At 68.5% G+C, this 17,009-nt stretch carries 12 protein-coding genes; 6 read left to right on the forward strand and 6 right to left on the reverse strand.

Features of this window, described 5'->3' with window-relative positions:
- Positions 1-518: 518 nt before the first annotated feature.
- Positions 519-1,628 carry an aromatic ring-hydroxylating oxygenase subunit alpha gene (locus ACOQPD_RS11680; protein WP_420612127.1) on the reverse strand — a complete coding sequence of 370 codons (1,110 nt, stop codon included), beginning with the start codon at positions 1,626-1,628 and terminating at the stop codon, positions 519-521.
- Positions 1,615-2,523, reverse strand: a complete 909-nt coding sequence (locus ACOQPD_RS11685) for a MurR/RpiR family transcriptional regulator (protein ID WP_420612128.1) — start codon at positions 2,521-2,523, stop codon at positions 1,615-1,617. The genes ACOQPD_RS11680 and ACOQPD_RS11685 overlap by 14 nt, the downstream gene beginning before the upstream one ends.
- Positions 2,524-2,631: 108 nt before the next feature.
- Between ACOQPD_RS11685 and ACOQPD_RS11690 the strand changes: the two genes are divergently transcribed.
- The 3 genes from ACOQPD_RS11690 to ACOQPD_RS11700 are packed head-to-tail and all read left to right on the forward strand — an operon-like array spanning position 2,632 to position 7,564.
- Entirely contained in the window at positions 2,632-5,085 is a 2,454-nt protein-coding gene (locus ACOQPD_RS11690) for an FAD-dependent oxidoreductase (RefSeq protein ID WP_420612129.1), read from the forward strand.
- Positions 5,082-6,404, forward strand: a complete 1,323-nt coding sequence (locus ACOQPD_RS11695; protein ID WP_420612130.1) for an aspartate aminotransferase family protein — start codon at positions 5,082-5,084, stop codon at positions 6,402-6,404. The genes ACOQPD_RS11690 and ACOQPD_RS11695 overlap by 4 nt, the downstream gene beginning before the upstream one ends.
- Before the next feature lie 56 nt (positions 6,405-6,460).
- Positions 6,461-7,564: a mandelate racemase/muconate lactonizing enzyme family protein gene (locus ACOQPD_RS11700; RefSeq protein ID WP_420612131.1), complete on the forward strand. Its 1,104-nt coding sequence runs from the start codon at positions 6,461-6,463 to the stop codon at positions 7,562-7,564.
- Positions 7,565-8,159: 595 nt separating this feature from the next.
- Here the strand turns inward: ACOQPD_RS11700 and gap are convergent.
- The 3 genes from gap to ACOQPD_RS11715 form a co-directional block, all read right to left on the reverse strand.
- A complete protein-coding gene (gene gap, locus ACOQPD_RS11705; protein ID WP_420612132.1) occupies positions 8,160-9,179 on the reverse strand; it encodes a type I glyceraldehyde-3-phosphate dehydrogenase in 1,020 nt (339 codons plus the stop codon).
- A gap of 1 nt (position 9,180) precedes the next feature.
- Positions 9,181-10,185, reverse strand: a complete 1,005-nt coding sequence (locus tag ACOQPD_RS11710; protein ID WP_420612133.1) for a type I glyceraldehyde-3-phosphate dehydrogenase — start codon at positions 10,183-10,185, stop codon at positions 9,181-9,183.
- A gap of 91 nt (positions 10,186-10,276) precedes the next feature.
- On the reverse strand, positions 10,277-11,431 hold the full coding sequence (locus tag ACOQPD_RS11715; RefSeq protein ID WP_420612134.1) for a Gfo/Idh/MocA family protein: 1,155 nt from the start codon (positions 11,429-11,431) through the stop codon (positions 10,277-10,279).
- Here ACOQPD_RS11715 and ACOQPD_RS11720 point away from each other — a divergent pair.
- From ACOQPD_RS11720 to ACOQPD_RS11730, 3 genes are read left to right on the forward strand one after another with little or no spacing between them, the layout of a single operon-like run.
- Positions 11,412-12,464, forward strand: coding sequence for a hypothetical protein (locus ACOQPD_RS11720; RefSeq protein WP_420612135.1), 1,053 nt, complete (start codon positions 11,412-11,414; stop codon positions 12,462-12,464). The two genes, ACOQPD_RS11715 and ACOQPD_RS11720, sit on opposite strands and share 20 nt — an antisense overlap.
- Complete coding sequence (locus tag ACOQPD_RS11725; RefSeq protein ID WP_420612136.1) at positions 12,461-13,702, forward strand: amidohydrolase family protein; 1,242 nt, start codon at positions 12,461-12,463, stop codon at positions 13,700-13,702. The genes ACOQPD_RS11720 and ACOQPD_RS11725 overlap by 4 nt, the downstream gene beginning before the upstream one ends.
- A gap of 39 nt (positions 13,703-13,741) precedes the next feature.
- Positions 13,742-14,653, forward strand: a complete 912-nt coding sequence (locus tag ACOQPD_RS11730; protein WP_420612137.1) for a formylglycine-generating enzyme family protein — start codon at positions 13,742-13,744, stop codon at positions 14,651-14,653.
- Positions 14,654-15,011: 358 nt separating this feature from the next.
- Here the strand turns inward: ACOQPD_RS11730 and ACOQPD_RS11735 are convergent, their stop codons facing one another.
- Complete coding sequence (locus ACOQPD_RS11735; RefSeq protein WP_420612138.1) at positions 15,012-17,009, reverse strand: FAD-dependent oxidoreductase; 1,998 nt, start codon at positions 17,007-17,009, stop codon at positions 15,012-15,014.

Genomic DNA, 17,009 nt, shown 5'->3' on the forward strand with positions numbered 1-17,009 from the left:
CCGCCCGGCGCTCCTCGGCGCCTGACCGCAGACGGTACCGGGGTCCATCGGTCATCGCAGGTCTTGCGGAGAGGTGGTTCCGGTCAGCTCCCGGTGGCGTCGGGCGGTAGTGCTCTGTTCCTGAGGCTCGTGGCACCGCTTGTGGTGCCCTGTTCCTGAGGTTCCTCGCACCGTCTGCGGTGCTCTCAGCCTCAAGTATCGAATAGCACCGGAACAAGGGGGTTGAACTTGTCACAGGCCCGCCGCATACTGTCCGGTAGTCACAAGCACCCCCGGTTCTCAGCTATTCGACGTCGAGGGGACCGGAGTTGGGATCAATTCGGGAGCGGACCCCCGTCGGGGGATGACGGGTCGCGTTCGGACCGAAGGAGGTGGTGGCTGGGGGATGGGCCCGCCGGGAGGGGCGTGTTCCGGCGTTTTTCGCGTTCTCCGATGGCGCGGGATCATGGCGCGGGATCGCGGTACCGAACCATCGGAAGGGATGGCGTCCGCCGAGATCCTCAACAGGCATCCGGCGACTACTGGACAGACGGGCCCATCGCCTCCTGGTACCAGGCCTTGATAGCGGCCACCGTGTGCTCGCTGTTGAGTCCCATGTCAGGATCGATGACCAGGGGTCCCGGGCGGTATCCCCGGCTGGACAGGCCACATTGCACCGAACGCATCAGCGCCAGATCCTCCGCCACGGTGGTGCGGGCATCCTCGTCCGCCACGCGGGCCACGGTCGGCGAATCTTCACCGTCGAGGCTGAACCACTCCCGGAAGAACGGGGTCCGGTCCACCGACGCGGGCCGCCAGCAGAAGGTATTGAGCACCGGCCCCGGGTAGACCTGGAACGAGAAGAGCGGCCACAGGTAGAAGGACCGGTAGTCGGCGGCGTGCGGGGAGGCCTCGTAGTCGATCTCGTAGTACTGGTCGGGGGAGCTCTCGGCGCGGTGCTGCAGGGATTGGCCGACCGGCCGGATGGTGTATGTCTCGGGCAGCACCACTCCCTTGGAGAAGGACGGATGAGCCGACCGGCAGTGGTAGCACTCGTTGTAGTTCTCGACCGCCACCTTCCAGTTCGACTCGGCTGTGAACCACCGGCGTTCGAGCGGCCGCATCCGCTCGATGGAGGGCAGGAACTCTCCGAGCGCTTCCCGGACGCCGGGATAGGTCACGTCCATGGGGCTCGCGTCGCGGTCCAGGTTCACGAAGAGGAAGCCCCAGAGGTCCTCGGTCAACACCTCGGTGAGGCATATCCCACCGGGATCGAATCCGGGCCTGCCCTGCGCGTGGGGGGCATGGTCGAGACGGCCGTCCAGCCGGTAGGTCCACAGATGGTACGGGCAGACCAGCTTGGGACGGACACCGCTCCCGTCGAGCAGGCGGTGGCCCCGATGCATGCATACGTTGTAGAAGGTGCGGATCGTCCCTTCCGGGTCCTTGACCGCGAACAAGGACTCGCCGGCGATCTCGAAGGTGACGTAGCTGCCCGGCCGGTCGAGATCCGACACGTGGCATCCGTACTGCCAGGTCGATGACAGGACCCTGCGCTGCTCGAGACCGAACAGCTCGGCGTCCAGGTACACGAACGGTTCCATGCCGCGCTGCGGTCGGATGTAGGGGGAGCAGTCAGTGGCTTCCACGGTCCGGCCTCCAGTAGACGCCCAGATCGTATCTGCGCTTATGCATCAGGTCTATGGCCGCCACCACGTCCGGCGGGGCATCGGCAACGATGAAGGAGACCAGAGTCTCGAGCGCGGCGGCGGCCGCCAGCGTGGAGGGGAAGAACTGGGGTGTGGCGCTCGGGGCGAGGATGAGATGGTCGGCGCCGGGAGCGATTGGAGAGCCGTGGCTGTCGGTGATGGCCACGACCCGGGCACCCTGGCGGCGGGCCGCATCCGTCGCATCGACGACTTCAGTCCGGTAGGGGGCGAAGGTCATCGCCACCACCACGTCGGCGGGTCCGGCCTTCACGATGCCGTCCATCGGAACGTTCCCGTCACCGGGGACCGCCACCACATTGTCCACAGCCATCCCGGCCAGATACACGAAGTTGTGAGCCAGGGCGTAGTTGGCGCCCACCCCGATCACGTAGGTGCGCCGGGAACAGACGATGTGATCGGCGATCGCTCGTAGCTCCGGGGCGGAGGTGACGCCGAACATCCGCTCCACATTCCGGAGCGTGACGTCAGCTATCTCGGCGTACAGGTCGGGGAGCCCATCGTCGGCCATCGACTGCAGGGACACGGCGCGGTCGCGGAACGGGCTGCGCGACCTCATTTCGATCCGGAAACGCTCCCGGAAGTCGTCGAATCCCTCGAAGCCCAGTGCGCGGGCCATGCGGACCAGGGTGTTCGGATGCACGTCGGCCAGGCCGGCCAGCTCCCGCACGGTTGCGAACCCGACCTCGTCGGGATGGTCGAGCACGAATGCGGTCGCCTTGCGGACCTGCGGCGCCATGTCCCCGATGGCCGAACCCATGTCTTGCAAGAGGGTGCCTAGCCCGGCGTCGGGGGTTGGTACAAGTGTACGATTCATCATGTAAGCTCATACAAGTGTACCAGACAGGCCCTGCGGCACGTTGCCACCGCCGGGCGCCCCCACCACCCTTCGCCATCGATCCGCTGGGCGTAGGGCCGCTGCAAGATGGCTGACGCCCGGGTGATCATCATCGGAGGGGGGATCATGGGTACCTCCCTCCTGTACCACCTGGCTGTCGAGGGCTGGGCGGACTGCCTCCTGCTGGAGAAGGGCGAGCTGGCCTCCGGATCGACCTGGCACGCGGCCGGCCAGATCACCCATTCCACCTCGAGCTATGGCCTGGCGTGGATGACACGGTACGGGACCCGCAAGTACGCGGAGTTGGAAGCGGAGACCGGCCGGTCGGTCAGCTGGCACCAGCCGGGCTCGCTGCGCCTGGCCGTGCGGGACGAAGAGATGGACTGGTTGCGCTACACGGTGTCGGTGGGTCGCGGGATCGGCAACCGCATGGAGGTTGTCTCCACGGGACGGATCGCCGAACTCCATCCGTTCTGCAACCTCGACGGCGTCCTCGGGGCCCTCCACACGCCGGACGACGGCCATGTGGATCCCGCCGGGGCGGTGTTCGCCTTCGCGGAGGGCGCCCGCCGGAGGGGCGCCTCCATCAGGCGCAACACCAGGGTCACCGGAACCGTCCCACTCCCCGGCGGCCGCTGGAGGGTGGAGACCGAGGGCGGATCCTACGTTTGCGACCAGTTGGTAAACGCCTCCGGCACCTACGCCCGGCAGGTGGCGGCATGGGCAGGACCGGCGGTGGACCTGCCTGTGATACCCATGACCCACCAGTACTTCGTCACGGAGGAGGTTCCGGCCTTCGCCGGTCTGGACGGAGAGCTGCCGGTTCTACGGGAGGACACGCATGTGTCCGGGTACATCCGGATGGAGCGCCGGGCTGGGCTCATCGGCATCTACGAGAAGGCGGATCCGCGTTCGGTGTGGGAGGACGGTACGCCGTGGGATGCGGACCATCACCTCTTCCCCCCGGAGTACGACCGGGTGGCGCCATGGCTCGAGGCCGCCTTCGAACGGGTCCCGGTCCTTGCCGACGCAGGCATCGTCAAGGAGGTCCACGGAGCGATCACCCATCCTCCCGACGGCAACATGTTGCTGGGCCCGGCGCCGGGTCTCATCAACTACTGGTACTGCACGGGAGTGCAGGTGGGCATCTCCTGGGGTCCCGGGGCGACCCGCCAGCTGGCCATCTGGATGGTGCGGGGCGCTCCGGCCATCAACCTGCGGGCCTTCGATCCGTCCCGGTTCGGCCACTTCGCCACGCCGGAGTACAACCGGGTCAAGGCCCACGAGGACTACCTGCTCCGTCACGAGGTCCCGTTTCCCGATCTCGACCGTCCCGCCGGACGTCCGCACAAGACCTCTGCGCTCCACGGCCGGATGGCGCGGCGAGGAGCGGTGTTCGAGGAGGTCTTCGGATGGGAGAGACCTCGCTGGTTCGCCCCCGACGGGGAGGTGGCCCGGCATCATCACTCCTTCCGGAGGGCTCGCTGGTTCGGGACGGTCGCCGGCGAGGTGCTGGCCGTGCGGGAAGGGGCGGGGGTGGCCGACCTGACTGCCTTTTCCAAGTTCGAGATCGCCGGCCCCGACGCGGCCGCCTTCCTGGACCGCCTCTCGCCGAGCCGGCTCCCCCAGGTGGGCAGGATCGGGCTGATGTACATGCTCACGGATCACGGGATGGTGGAGGCCGAGTTCACCGCCGCCCGCCTGGCCGAGGACCGCTTCTACCTGGTGGGCGCGGCGGTCGGGGAGCTGCGATTCCTCGACTGGATGCGTCACCACGTCCTCGACGGCCGGGAGGGTCGGGGGCTCGGTCCCGACGGCCCGGAACGGGTCAGCATCACCAACCGTTCGGCCGGTCTCGGAGTGCTGGCCGTGGCCGGACCCGGAAGCCGGGAAGTGCTGCAACCGCTCACCGGCGCCGACCTGTCCAACGAGGGCGGAGGATGGCTGTCGGCGCGTTCGATCGACATCGGCGAAGTCCGGACCCTGGCGCTCCGCCTGTCGTTCACCGGAGAACTCGGATGGGAACTCCACATGGCGATGGAGGACCTTCCGGCCGTGTTCGACGCCGTTGCCCGCTCGGGCGCGTCGCATGGTACGGGTGTGTTCGGATCCGAGGCCCTCAACTCGATGCGCATGGAGAAGGCCTACCGGGTCTCGGCCGACATGACCCAGGAGGTGACCGCGTACGAGGCCGGCCTGATGAGGTACGTCGATCAGGCCAAGAAGGCCTACATCGGCTACGAGGCCCTGGCCGCCAACCGGGAGATGCCGCGCTGGAAGCTAGCTTTGCTGGATGTGAATGCCACGGATGCGGATCCACTCGGCGGGGAGGGTGTCTTCATGGAAGGTCGGCGGGTCGGGGTGGTGACCACCACCGGCTACGGACACACCACGGGCCGTAGCCTGGCTTGGGCATACGTGGATCCGGGCCTGGACGTCCCGGGAACGGCCCTGGAGGTGGCAGTGCTGGGTAGTCCGACCCGGGCCACGGTTCTGGACGGTCCCGTCTGGGATCCGGAAGCGATCCGGCCGCGCCGATGAGCACCCGGCACGGACTCCCGGCCGATCCGGCCCGCGCCGAGTCGTTCCTGCCCGCCGGAGCACTGGGCGCCAACGCGAACGTGGTAGGTCCCCGTTTCGCCGTGGCCTCGGCGTCGGGCCCGTACATAACCGATACCGATGGCAACCGGTATCTCGACTACGTGACCGGTGCGGGTGCGCTGATCCTGGGCCACCAGCACCCGGCCGTCGTGGAGGCGGTTGTCAGGCAGGCCGGGCGCACCATGCACCAGTACGGCGCTCTGACCGATGTGGCGATCGAGTTGGCGTCCCAGCTGGTGGATGCGATCCCGTGCGCCGAGCGCATAGTCTTCGCGACCACCGGCTCCGAGGCCACCGCCTACTCGATGCGCCTGGCCCGGGCGGTCACCGGCCGTGACCTGATAGTGAAGTTCGAAGGAGGGTTCCACGGCAACCACGACTACGCCGGGATCGCGGTCGCCTCCCCGACCACGGCCGATTACCCGACCGGAAAGCCGTTCACCGCCGGGACTCCGGGACCGGTGCGGGACACCATGCTGGTGGTCCCCTACAACGACCTCGAAGCCCTCGAGCGGCTGGTGACCCCCGTGCTGGACCGGGTGGCGGGAATCATCGCCGAGCCCGTCCAGCGGATCATCCCGCCCCTGCCCGGATTCCTCGAAGGGCTGCGGCGCTTCTGCGACCGGCACGGGCTGCTGCTGATATTCGACGAGGTGGTTACCGGATTCCGGCTGTCCTACCAGGGCGCCCAGGGCTACTTCGGCGTGACACCGGACCTGGCGGCCTTCGGCAAGATCATCGGGGGAGGGGGTACGCTGTCATGCGTGGCCGGGCGGGCCGACCTCATCGACCGGACCAGCCCGAGGTTGAAGGGAACGCCTCGCTTCGTCTACACATCGGGCACGTTCCATGGCAACCCCCTGGCCGCAGCTGCCGGGCTGGCCACCCTCGAGCTACTCCGAAGGCCGGGCTTCTACGAGGATCTGGCGGATCGCACCCGGCGCCTGTCCCGCCATCTGACCGATGTACTCGAGGCCCACGGCCGCAGGGCCATGGTGGCGGCGGCCGGGTCCCTGTGGCAGATCCTCCACATCGACCGGCCTCCGGAGCGCTACGCCGACCTCCTGTCCTCCGACCAGGAGGCCAACCGCCGCCTCGACCGGGCGCTCCTCGCCAACGGGATCAACGTGATACCCGGACTACGGCGCTTCGTGAGCCCGGTCCATTCGGACGAGCACTTCGAGATGACCGCCCGCGCCCTGGACCGGGCCTGCCATGAACTGGCCGGAACCCGGGACCGGGCCTGCGGGCCGGGATGAGGGGCGGCCGATGATCCCGGAACCGTGGACGACATGAGAACCGGCGGGAAGAGCTCATGAGGATCGTCCGCATAGCCGCGTTCGGAATGACGCTGCCGTTGCGGCGACCCTACGAACTCCAGGGTGGGCGGCTCCGCTTCGAGCAGCTCGATTCGACGATGGTCAGGATCGACACCGACGAAGGAGTGTCCGGCTGGGGCGAGGCGTGCCCGTGGGGATCGACCTACCTTCCCGCTTTCCCGAAGGGAATTCGCGCCGGCATCGACGAGCTCGGGCCCACCCTGATCGGACAGGACCCTCGCCGCACCGACGTGGTCAACTCCGTGATGGACACCGCCCTGCCGGGGCATCCCTACGTGAAGTCGGCCATCGACATCGCCTGCTGGGACATCCTCGGGAAGGCCACCGGACTGCCGGTCTGCGAACTGCTCGGAGGCCGCCAGCCCGGCGATGTAACCATCCAGTCCTCCATCCCGACCGCCGACCCCCCAGAGATGTTGCGAACCATCGAGCGCTTCGACGCCAAGGGCTACACCGTCCACTCGGCCAAGGTCGGATCGAACGTGGCGGAGGACATCGAGCGGATCCGGTACCTGGCGGAGCGCATGCCGGCGGGGAGTTCCCTGACCATCGACGCCAACCGCTCCTGGATTCCGGACCAGGCCATCCGGGTCATGCAGGCTACGGAGGGGGTCGACGCCTACTTCGAGCAACCGTGCGCGACCTACGGCGAGTGCCTCCAAGTGCGGCGCGCCACCCGCCAACCCATCCTCCTCGACGAGATCATCCATACCTACGCCGACCTGCTCCGGGCCCACCAGGACCGGGCCTGCGAGGGGATCGGGCTGAAGCTCAACCGGGTAGGCGGGCTGACCAAGGCCAGGCGGATCCGCGACTTCTGCGTGCAGACCGGCATGAGGATGAACATCGAGGACACCGGCGGGACCGCTCTCGCCGACACCGCGGCGGTCCATCTTGCCCAAGCCACCCCGGCCCGTTACCAGCGGGGCACCTGGTTCTGCCACGACATGATCACGGTGGATCCGATCATCGGAGGAGCGCGCAACCTCGGCGGCGTCACCCGCGCTCCAGAAGCCCCCGGTCTCGGCGCCGAACCCGATCGCGAGGCACTGGGAAGGCCGTTGCTGGTGGTTGGCTAGCAGGGTGCTGAAAAGGACGGGGACAGGCGGCCTGTGATGCTCTGACCTGGGGTGTTATTACCGGATTCCGGGCCAACTGGACATCTTTCCGTACCCTCCTGGCAGGCGCAGAAAGGAGGGAGATAGTTTCGCCCGCGATGCTTCTACCGGGGGTTTCGTTGCCGACCATCGGGCCAACTGCCCGTCTTCCATCATCCCCCTGGTTGTGCCGGGTCTCGAGAAAGAACGCGAAAATCGCGGCGACCCGGCCCCGCCCGCCGGGCCCTCCCCCACCGCCACCACCATGGTTCGAGCGCGTCCTCCCATGCCCCCGGACGGGGCCGCTCGACAAATATGTTCCCTCTCACGGCCCGGTCGACGTCGTAGCTGAGCCGCAGGTGCTTACGGTTACCAAACAACATAAAGCGTGGGCGTGACACGAACAACCCCCTTGTGCGGATGGGTCCAGCAAGCGGGGGGTCGGGGGACAGGCACCTCCCTGGCGCTGACCTCGGGATTCCTCAGGGCGAGTCACCAGCGAGCGGGGACCTCAGGATTCAGGACCTCGTTGGGATACCGGCCCTGGCCTCCTCGGCAACCGGGCGGCGACTCAGTGCTAGGCGGGTGCGGGCAATGTGCCGAGGAGCTCGATCAGGTCTACTACCCGGCTGGAGTATCCCCACTCGTTGTCGTACCAGGACACGACCTTGACCAGCCGTTCCCCGAGCACCTCGGTCCCGCCGGCGTCGAAGATGGAGGAGTGGGCGTTCCCGATTATGTCGGATGACACCAGCGGTTCCTCCGAATACTGCAGGACGTTCCGCATCGGGCCGCGGGCTGCGCGGCGCATCGCTCCGTTCACGGCTCCGGCGTCCACTTCGGTTGAGAGCTCGGCCACCAGCTCCACGAGGGATCCGTCGGGCACGGGTACCCGCATGGCCATCCCGTCCAGCTTTCCGGAGACGGCCGGCAGCACCGTCCCGACCGCCCGGGCGGCGCCGGTCGAGGTCGGGATTATGTTCTCGGTCGCCGCTCTCGAACGGCGCAGGTCCTTGTGGGGCACGTCGGCCAGCCGCTGGTCGTTCGTGTAGGCGTGGACGGTGGTCATGACACCCCGCACGATGCCGAACTCGTCGTCGAGCACCTTGGCGACCGGGGCCAGGCAGTTGGTGGTGCAGGATGCGTTCGAGATGATCCGGTCCGTGGCCTCGACATCGCCCTCGTTGACGCCGAGCACGACGGTGGAGTCGATGGGGTCCTTGGCGGGCACCGTGAGCAGGACTCTTCCGGCGCCGGCCTCCAGGTGCTGCTCGAGCAGGTCCCTGGTACGGAAGGCCCCCGTGGATTCGATCACCACGTCCACCTCGAGATCGCGCCAGGGCAGGGCCGCCGGGGAGGTCTCCCGCACCATCAGGATGTGGTGACCGCCCACGGTCATCCTCCCGTCCCGCACCGTCACCCTGTTCTCCAGGGTGCCCATCACCGAGTCGCGCCGGAGCAGGTAGGCGAGGACCTCGTGGTCGGCCAGATCGTTGATCGCCACCACCTCGATGGGGGAGGAGGGGCGGCTGAGAATGATCCGCAGGACTGCTCTCCCGATCCGGCCGAAGCCGTTGATGGCAACCCTCGTGGTCATGTCACGCCCCTCCGGAGTGGTACCGGCGGAGCAGTTCGACGATGCGGGCCGCATAGCCCCACCCGGTGTCGAACCAGACGATCGTCTTCAACAGGTTGCCCCCGATCACCATCGTGGACAGGCTGTCGAAGATCCCCGAGTAGGTGGACCCCCGCACGTCACTCGACACGATCGGGTCGTCCGTGAAGCCGAAAACACCCTGATAGCCGGTGCGGCATGCCTCCCTTACCGCCTCGTTCACCTGGGTCGCGGTGGCTGAGGTCCGGAGGCGGGTCACCGCGTCGACGGTCGATCCGTCGTCGACGGGGACGTTGAGGGCCTTGGAGGAGATGCGCCCTGCCAGATGGGGGAAGACGCCGGAGAGGATGTCGTCGGTGTTGCTGGTGACCGGGATGATGTTCTCGCCCGCCGCCCGGCTGGCCCTGAAACCGCCGCTCGGCACGTCGCCGAGCCGGGCGCGGTTGGTGTAGGCGTGAATGGTGGTGAAGAACATCTGGTCGATCCCGAAGTGCCGGTCGAGTATCCGGATCAGCGGGGCCATCGCGTTCGAAGTATTGGAACCTGTCGCCACCACCGGCGGGCCGTCTTCCAGTACTTCGTCCGTGACGCCGCTCAGCAGCAGTGGGAGATCGCCGGGCTCCTCCGGTGTCGAGGCGAGGATCACCCTCCTGGCCCCGGCGTCCAGATGCCGGTTGCACCATGCGGCCGTACGGAACTTGCCCGTGGCCTGTACGACCGTCTCCACCCCGAGCGCAGCCCAGTCCACGTCTCCCGGCTCGGCCCCGTTGATCAGCGGGATGCGCGAGGCTCCGACGACCAGGGCGCCGTCCTCGAGCGACACCGACTCGGGGAAGGGGCCGTAGATCGAGTCGTACTTGAGCAGGTATGCCAGCGCTTCCGGGTCCGCGATGTCGACGATCGCGGCCACGCGGGTCTCCCCGTCACGGCTGATCTGGCGGAACACGTTGCGCCCGATCCGGCCGAATCCCATAAGGCCGATCGTCACCCGGCCACTCCGTTCTTCGACAGCCAGTGGAGTGTAGGCCCGTGCGGTCGGCAAAGTCGCGCCGCCGGCACGAAGAACCTCGCCCTAAGGCTCAGGCCGGTCTGATCGCCCGGCCCCGGCGGGCGGATTCGTAGAGGGCTTCCATCACCGCGGTGGTGCGGCGACCCTCCCGCCCGTCCACGAGTGGTGGGCGACCCTCGGCGACCGCCGCCACGAAGTCTTCCATCTGGAGGTGGTGCAGGCTGGAGTCGGCGAAGCCGGCCTGGGTCAGCGTGTCTCCCCGGTCCACCGGCCCGGCCTTCATCAGCGCCTCGATCTCCGGCGGAGGACCTCCGGGCACATCCCATCGGTCCAGCCGGTCATCGACCAGACGCACCGTTCCCTCGGTGCCCCGGACGGTGAGGTAGCGAGGCTGCGGAGGCACGGCGGCGGTGGTGCTCAGCAGGGTGGCCAGGGCGCCGCCGGCGAACCGGAGCACCCCTACGGTGATGTCCTCCACCTCGATCCGGTGCAGCGGCGAGGTGCTGTAGAAGGCCAGCGCCTCCTCCACGTCACCCAGCATCCACAGCATCAGGTCCAGCGTGTGGCTGGTCTGGGTGACCAGTGACCCGCCCCCCTCGGACTCCCACTTGCCCCGCCATTCACCGGAGTCGTAGTAGGGCTGGTCCCGGAAGAACAGCCCGCTGCATTCCGCCATGAGGGGCCGGCCGATCAGGCCGCCGGTGACCGCATCTTTCATCCGGCGGGCGGTATCCAGGAAGCGGTACATGTAGATGCAACCCAGCGTCACCCCGGCCTGGTGACAGGCCTCGATCATCCGGTCTGCGTCCGCCACGGTGGCGGCGATGGGCTTCTCGGTGAGCACGTGCAGGCCCCGGGACGCAGCCTCCACAGCCATCCGGGCGTGGTCGCCGGTGGGGGAGGCCAGGCAGACCGCGTCGATGTCGGCCCGGATCAGGTCGCGCCAATCGGTGTGGACCTCGGTCACTCCGTATCCGGAACCGAAGTCGGACGCATTCCGCCGGTTGCGGGAGCAGACCGCCACCAGTTCGGCGCCCCCGGGCCGTCCGGCAAGTGCGCCGGCGAAGAGGTGGCCGCCACCGCCGGTACCGATCAGACCGAACCGGAGGCTCACGCCGGAGGAAGGGAGGAGGTCGAGCGAAGGAGGGAGGCCCTCAACATCGACCGTAGTATACGCCCGCAGCGTCCCGAGAAAGGCAGTGCCGATGCGCCGAGTCCCGACCACCGCGGCGGCCGGAGCGGAGCTGGTCCCCCTCTTCCGGGACCATCTGGAGCTGTGCAAGGTACAGCCGGGCGAGACGGTGCTCGGGTTCACCGACACCATGAGCAACCAGGTGTACAGCATCGCGCTGGCGGCGGCGGCGCGAGTGCTGGGCGCCGACTACTTCCAGATCGTGGTGGCCGCCGACGAGAGCTGGATGAAATCACGGGCGATCGTCGATGCCTGGAAGGGATCCGACCTGGTGGTGGTGACCGCCACCACCGAGTGGATCTACAGCGACGCCCACAACGAGGCCCTCGACGCCGGGGCGCGCACGCTGATGCTCCTGGAGCCGGAGGACATGCTCCGCCGCATGTTCCCCATCCCCGAGATCCGGCGCCGGGCGGAGGTCAGCGAAGCATTGCTGGCGGCCGGGACCACCTTGCACATCGAGTCCGAGGCCGGAACCGATCTCACTCTGAGCTACGAGGGGCGCCCGGCGATGACCCAGTACGGGTACACCGACACGCCGGGACGCTGGGATCACTGGCCTTCGGGCCAGGTCGTGGTGGCGCCGCTGGAGCACTCGGCGGAGGGCACCCTGGTGCTGGACGAGGGCGACTGCCTGCTCAACCTGGGCCGCTACGTCATGTCCCCCGTCACGATGGAGCTCCGGGAGGGGAGCATCGTCTCCATCGAGGGAGGAACCGACGCCCGGCTCGCCCGGGATCACTTCGAGTCGCCTAGGGACAAGCGCTCCTACGGCGTGTCCCACATCGGGTGGGGATACGAGCACCGGGCCAACTGGAGCGCCCTCGGTCTCCGCTTCTGGGAGTCGGGTGGTGTGATGGACACCGAGAGCTACTACGGCAACATGCTCATCGCGTTCGGCGCCAACTTCGTGAGAATCCTCAAGGGGGAGAACCGGGCTCCGTTCCACTTCGACATCCCCACCCGCAACCACTCCATCTGGGTGGACGACCGCCAGATCATCGACCGGGGGAGCTTCGTCATTCCCGAGCTCCGACTCGACTACCAGGAAGGACCCAGCGAATGACCAGCCTCGTAATCCGCAACTCCGAACTGCTCGACTGCACCGGCGCCGACCCCCGGGCGGGCATGGACGTGGCCGTGTCGGAATCGCTGGTCAGCGGGATCGGGCCCGGAGCGGGGAGCTCGCCGGATCAGGTGATCGACGCCACCGGGCTGACCCTGATGCCGGGTCTCACCGATGCCCATGTCCACATGGGCCTGGTGTCGTCGGCGGGCGATGTGGGCGACCTGCCCTGGATCGACTACGTGTTCACGGTGCGCGGGGTCATCGAGAACACCCTCCAGGAGGGCTTCACCACCGTCCGGGACGCGGGGGGTCTGGACCCGCACTGGGCCCGGCTGGTGGAACGGGGCGAGATCGACGGTCCCCGCATCCTTCCGTCGGGGTCGGTGCTCTCCCAGACCGGCGGCCACGGGGACCTGAGGCACGCTCATCACCACGCCCACCCTCGCGGCAGCATTCCGGGCCTGTCGGCCACCCCCGAGGTGGTGGACGGTCCCGACCAGGTGCGCAGGGCGGCCCGCGAGCAGCTTCGCAAGGGCGCCACGCAGGTGAAGGTGTTCGGGTCGGGCGGGGTATTGTCGCCGACCGATCCCTTCGACAGCCTCCAGTTCAGCCACGAGGAGCTCCGGGCCGCGGTGGAGGCGGCCACCGACTGGCACACCTACGTGCTGGCCCACTGCCACACCTCTGACGCCATCCGACGGGCACTGGCGGCCGGTATCCGCTCCATCGAGCACGCCAGCATCCTGGACGAGGACGCCGCCCGCCGGATCGTGAGCTCCGATGCCTTCGCGGTGGTGACCCTGGCGGTCAAGTACGACCTGCTGGAGAACCCGGAGCGGGCCGGGCTCACCCCGTCCCAGCTGGCCAAGCTCCAGGCGGTGGAGTCGGAGGTGGGCCGGAGCATCGAGATAATGGGGGAGACCGGGGTCCGGGTCGGTTCCGGGTCCGACATCGTCGGTCCGCTCCAGGACAGGCGGGGCCGGGAGCTGCCCAACAAGGCCAGGTTCATGGGCGCTGCGGAAGCCATCGCCACCGCGACCAGGGTGAACGCCCGGATCTTCTACATGGAGGACCGGATCGGCACCGTGGAGGTCGGCAAGGAGGCGGACCTGATCCTGGTGGAGGGCCGGCCGCTCGACGAGATCGGGGCGCTGGCCGACCCCGACCGGATCGTGGCGGTCATCAAGGGGGGCCGTGTCTACAAGGACACCCAGGGACGTTGCTCGTCCGCCTAGCCCTCGGATTTCCGGCGGCGGCGACCGGCCGGTGGCTTGATGGCGCCGCCTGAACGACAGATGGTGCCGATCCCAGGCGGGGAGTTTCTGATGGGATCCGACCGGCACTACCCGGAGGAGCGCCCGGCCCGCATGGTGCGGGTGGACCCGTTCCGGATCGATGCCCGCCCGGTGACCAACCGCATGTTCATGGAGTTCGTCACCGACACCGGCTACATGACCTTCGCCGAGCGACCTCCCGACCCGGCCCTTTACCCGGGAGCTCGACCGCAGGACCTGGTGCCGGGTTCGCTGGTGTTCGGCATGACGGAAGGACCCGTGGACCTGCGGGACTTCCGCAACTGGTGGGCCTGGACGCCCGCCGCTGATTGGAAGCGGCCGCTGGGGCCCGGATCTTCCCTGGACGGTCTGGAGGATCATCCCGTGGTCCATGTCGCCTATCCCGACGCGGTCGCCTTCGCCCGCTGGGCCGGCAGGCGCCTTCCGTCCGAGGCCGAGTGGGAGTATGCCGCCCGGGGCGGTCTCGAGGGCGCCGAGTTCGCGTGGGGGGATCAGGACGTCCAAGAGACCGCGCCGCTGGCCAATACGTGGCAGGGCGTGTTCCCCCACGAGAACACGGAGCTGGACGGCTGGACGCGGACCAGCCCGGTCGGCTCCTACGCCCCCAACGGCTACGGCCTGTCCGACATGATCGGCAACGTCTGGGAGTGGACTTCCACCCGCTACAGAGAGGCGACCCCGACGGCCGGATCACGATGCTGCGGCCCGCCCAGGAGCAAGCAACCCGCGCCGAGCCGGGAGCCCGGCCCCTTCCCCGCCCGTACCATCAAGGGAGGATCCCACCTGTGCACGATCCAGTACTGTTTCCGCTACCGCCCTGCCGCCCGCCAGCGCCAGACCATCGACACCTCCGCCAGCCACCTGGGTTTCCGCTGCGCCTCGCCCCTCTGAACCCACCCCCCCGGCCCGCCCGCTCCGGCGAACCTCAGGTTCTGGGCGCAGTATGCGGTGTTCTCTGCCTCAAGTTCAAAAGTCGCGAAAAACCGGTGCTCCGCACCGGGCCCCGCCCCCGCCGCCACCACCCGGGTTGGAGCGTGGTCGGCCATGCCCGGCTGGGTGCCGGGGATCGGCTGTCGCTCCATATGCCTCTATATGTTCCCTTGGGCCGGCCGTTCCGATCGGTCTCACCTCATCGGCCGGTGCTGGTGCTTGGCATTGGCCAACGTATGGTGGGGGTGTGACAGATTCGGGCGCTCGCTACGAGAACGCGAAAAACTCTTCGGCCTTCTCCCAGAGTCGGGGCGTTGGCTCAGCCGGGGGTGGTCGGGTGGGCGAGCACCGAGCGTGGGGCGCCGGCACGTCCGCCCAAGTTGATGCGTTCGGCTACGTCGGCGGCTTCCTGGCCGGCGGCGTAGAGGTCTCGCGGCCGGACGGCGTCGCCGATGGTGTAGATGTCGGCCGCCGGCCCGGCCCGCATTAGCTCGTCCGAGAGCTCCGAGACGGGGCGCCGGCCGCCGATCACGACCGATCCCACCTCCAGCCGGCTCTCCTTGCCCCGGCTCTGGAACACCACGCAGTCGCCGGTGACCGACTCCGCGGTGGCTTCCCGGTGGATGGTGACCCCCTCGTCCGCCTCCAACTCCATCTCCACCAGCAACCCGGTGAAGGCGCCGTCCGCGGCGAGGGATGCTCCGGCTTCGATGATGTGTACACGGACACCGGAGCGGCGAAGGTGCTGCGCCACCGAGCAGGCTACGAAGTCACCGCCGATCATGGCCACATCGGGCTCCCACTCGTCCAGCGGGCGTTCCAGTGCGGAGAAGACGTCGAAGACCGGGACGGTGGGGTCCTGCGTGCCGGCCCATAGGTGGCCTCCTTGTGCGCCGGTCGCTACCACCACCGCATCGGGATCGGCCCCGGAGATCTCGGGCACCCCTACCCGGTGGCCGGTCTCGATCCTCACCCCGAGTTCGTCGAGCTCAAGGGCCAGCCAGTCGACCAGGTTTCCGTAGTCGGGCAGGGCCCGGCGCAGGTAGTGCAGCTGGCCGCCGAGCCGCTCGGTCGCCTCGCACAGGTGGACCTCGTGTCCGCGGAGGCCGAGGAAGCGGGCGGCGTGCATGCCCGCCACCCCGCCGCCGACGACCATGACGCGTAACCGCTCCGGCGATGCTGGGAAAGAGTCCCGGGAGAGCTCGAAGGTGCTGGCGGGGTTGGCGGCGCAACCGGCCGGCGTGCGGGCCACCGTCAGGTTGGCGCAGGTATTGCAACTCATGCACGGCAGGATCCGGTCGGCCCGTCCCTCGGTCAGCTTGCGGGCGTAGTCGGGGTCGGCGTGGAAGGCTCGGGCCAGGGTGACGTACTCGAAACCCTCCCGCTCCATCACCCGGTCGGCGAACACCGGGTCGTTCATGCGCTGCGCCACGCTCACGGGGACCCGGTCACCCACCGCCCGGCGGATCGCCGCGGCCTCCCCGACGAAGCCGCCCTTGGGCGCCTCGGGTCCCTGGAAGATCTTCGACATCGACTCGTAGGTGCCTCCCGCCACGTCTATCAGGTCGATCCCGGCATCGGCGAGCATGACCGCGAAGCGGGCCGACTCATCCGCCTCCAGACCACCCTCCACGTATTCGGCCGCCGACATCCGGTAGCCGACCGGGTAATCCGGCCCGACCACCCGCCGGACCGCGGCGAGCACCTCCAGGGGGAAGCGGGCCCGGTTGGCGAGGGACCCCCCGTAGCCGTCGGTGCGCCCGTTCGATTGCGGGGATAGGAACTGCCCGAGCAGGTAACCGTGCGCGCCGTGGAGATGGATCATGTCGACGCCCGCCGCCAGGCATCGCTCGGCGGCCCGAGCGAAGTCAGCTATCACCCGGCGGATGTCGGCCCCGGTCATACGGCGGGGGACCGTTCCGGGATCCATGAAGGTGGAGGGAATCGCCGAGGGGGCGATCGGCCGGCGATGGTGGGCGGTGATGGAGGCCTGGCGACCCCCGTGATGGAGCTCCATGGCCAGCTTGGCGCCGTGCGCCTGGATCTCCTCGGCCATCCGGGTGAGGGCCGGAACGACGTGATCCCCGTGGCACCCCACCTGGTAGGGGTTTCCTCGACCCTCCGGCGACACGTAGGTCGACTCGAGCTGGATCAGCGCCGCCCCGCCCATCGCACGCCGCCGGGCGTAGGCGATGTACCGCTCGTTCAGCGATCCGTCGGGGTTGGCCAGCGACTTCTCCATCGGGCCGACGATGATCCGGTTGCGCATGTACATCCGGTTGATGTACCCGGGCCGCAGCAGGTTCTCGAAGCTCAC

Source organism: Candidatus Spongiisocius sp. (assembly GCF_965221825.1).
Taxonomy (GTDB): domain Bacteria; phylum Actinomycetota; class Acidimicrobiia; order Spongiisociales; family Spongiisociaceae; genus Spongiisocius.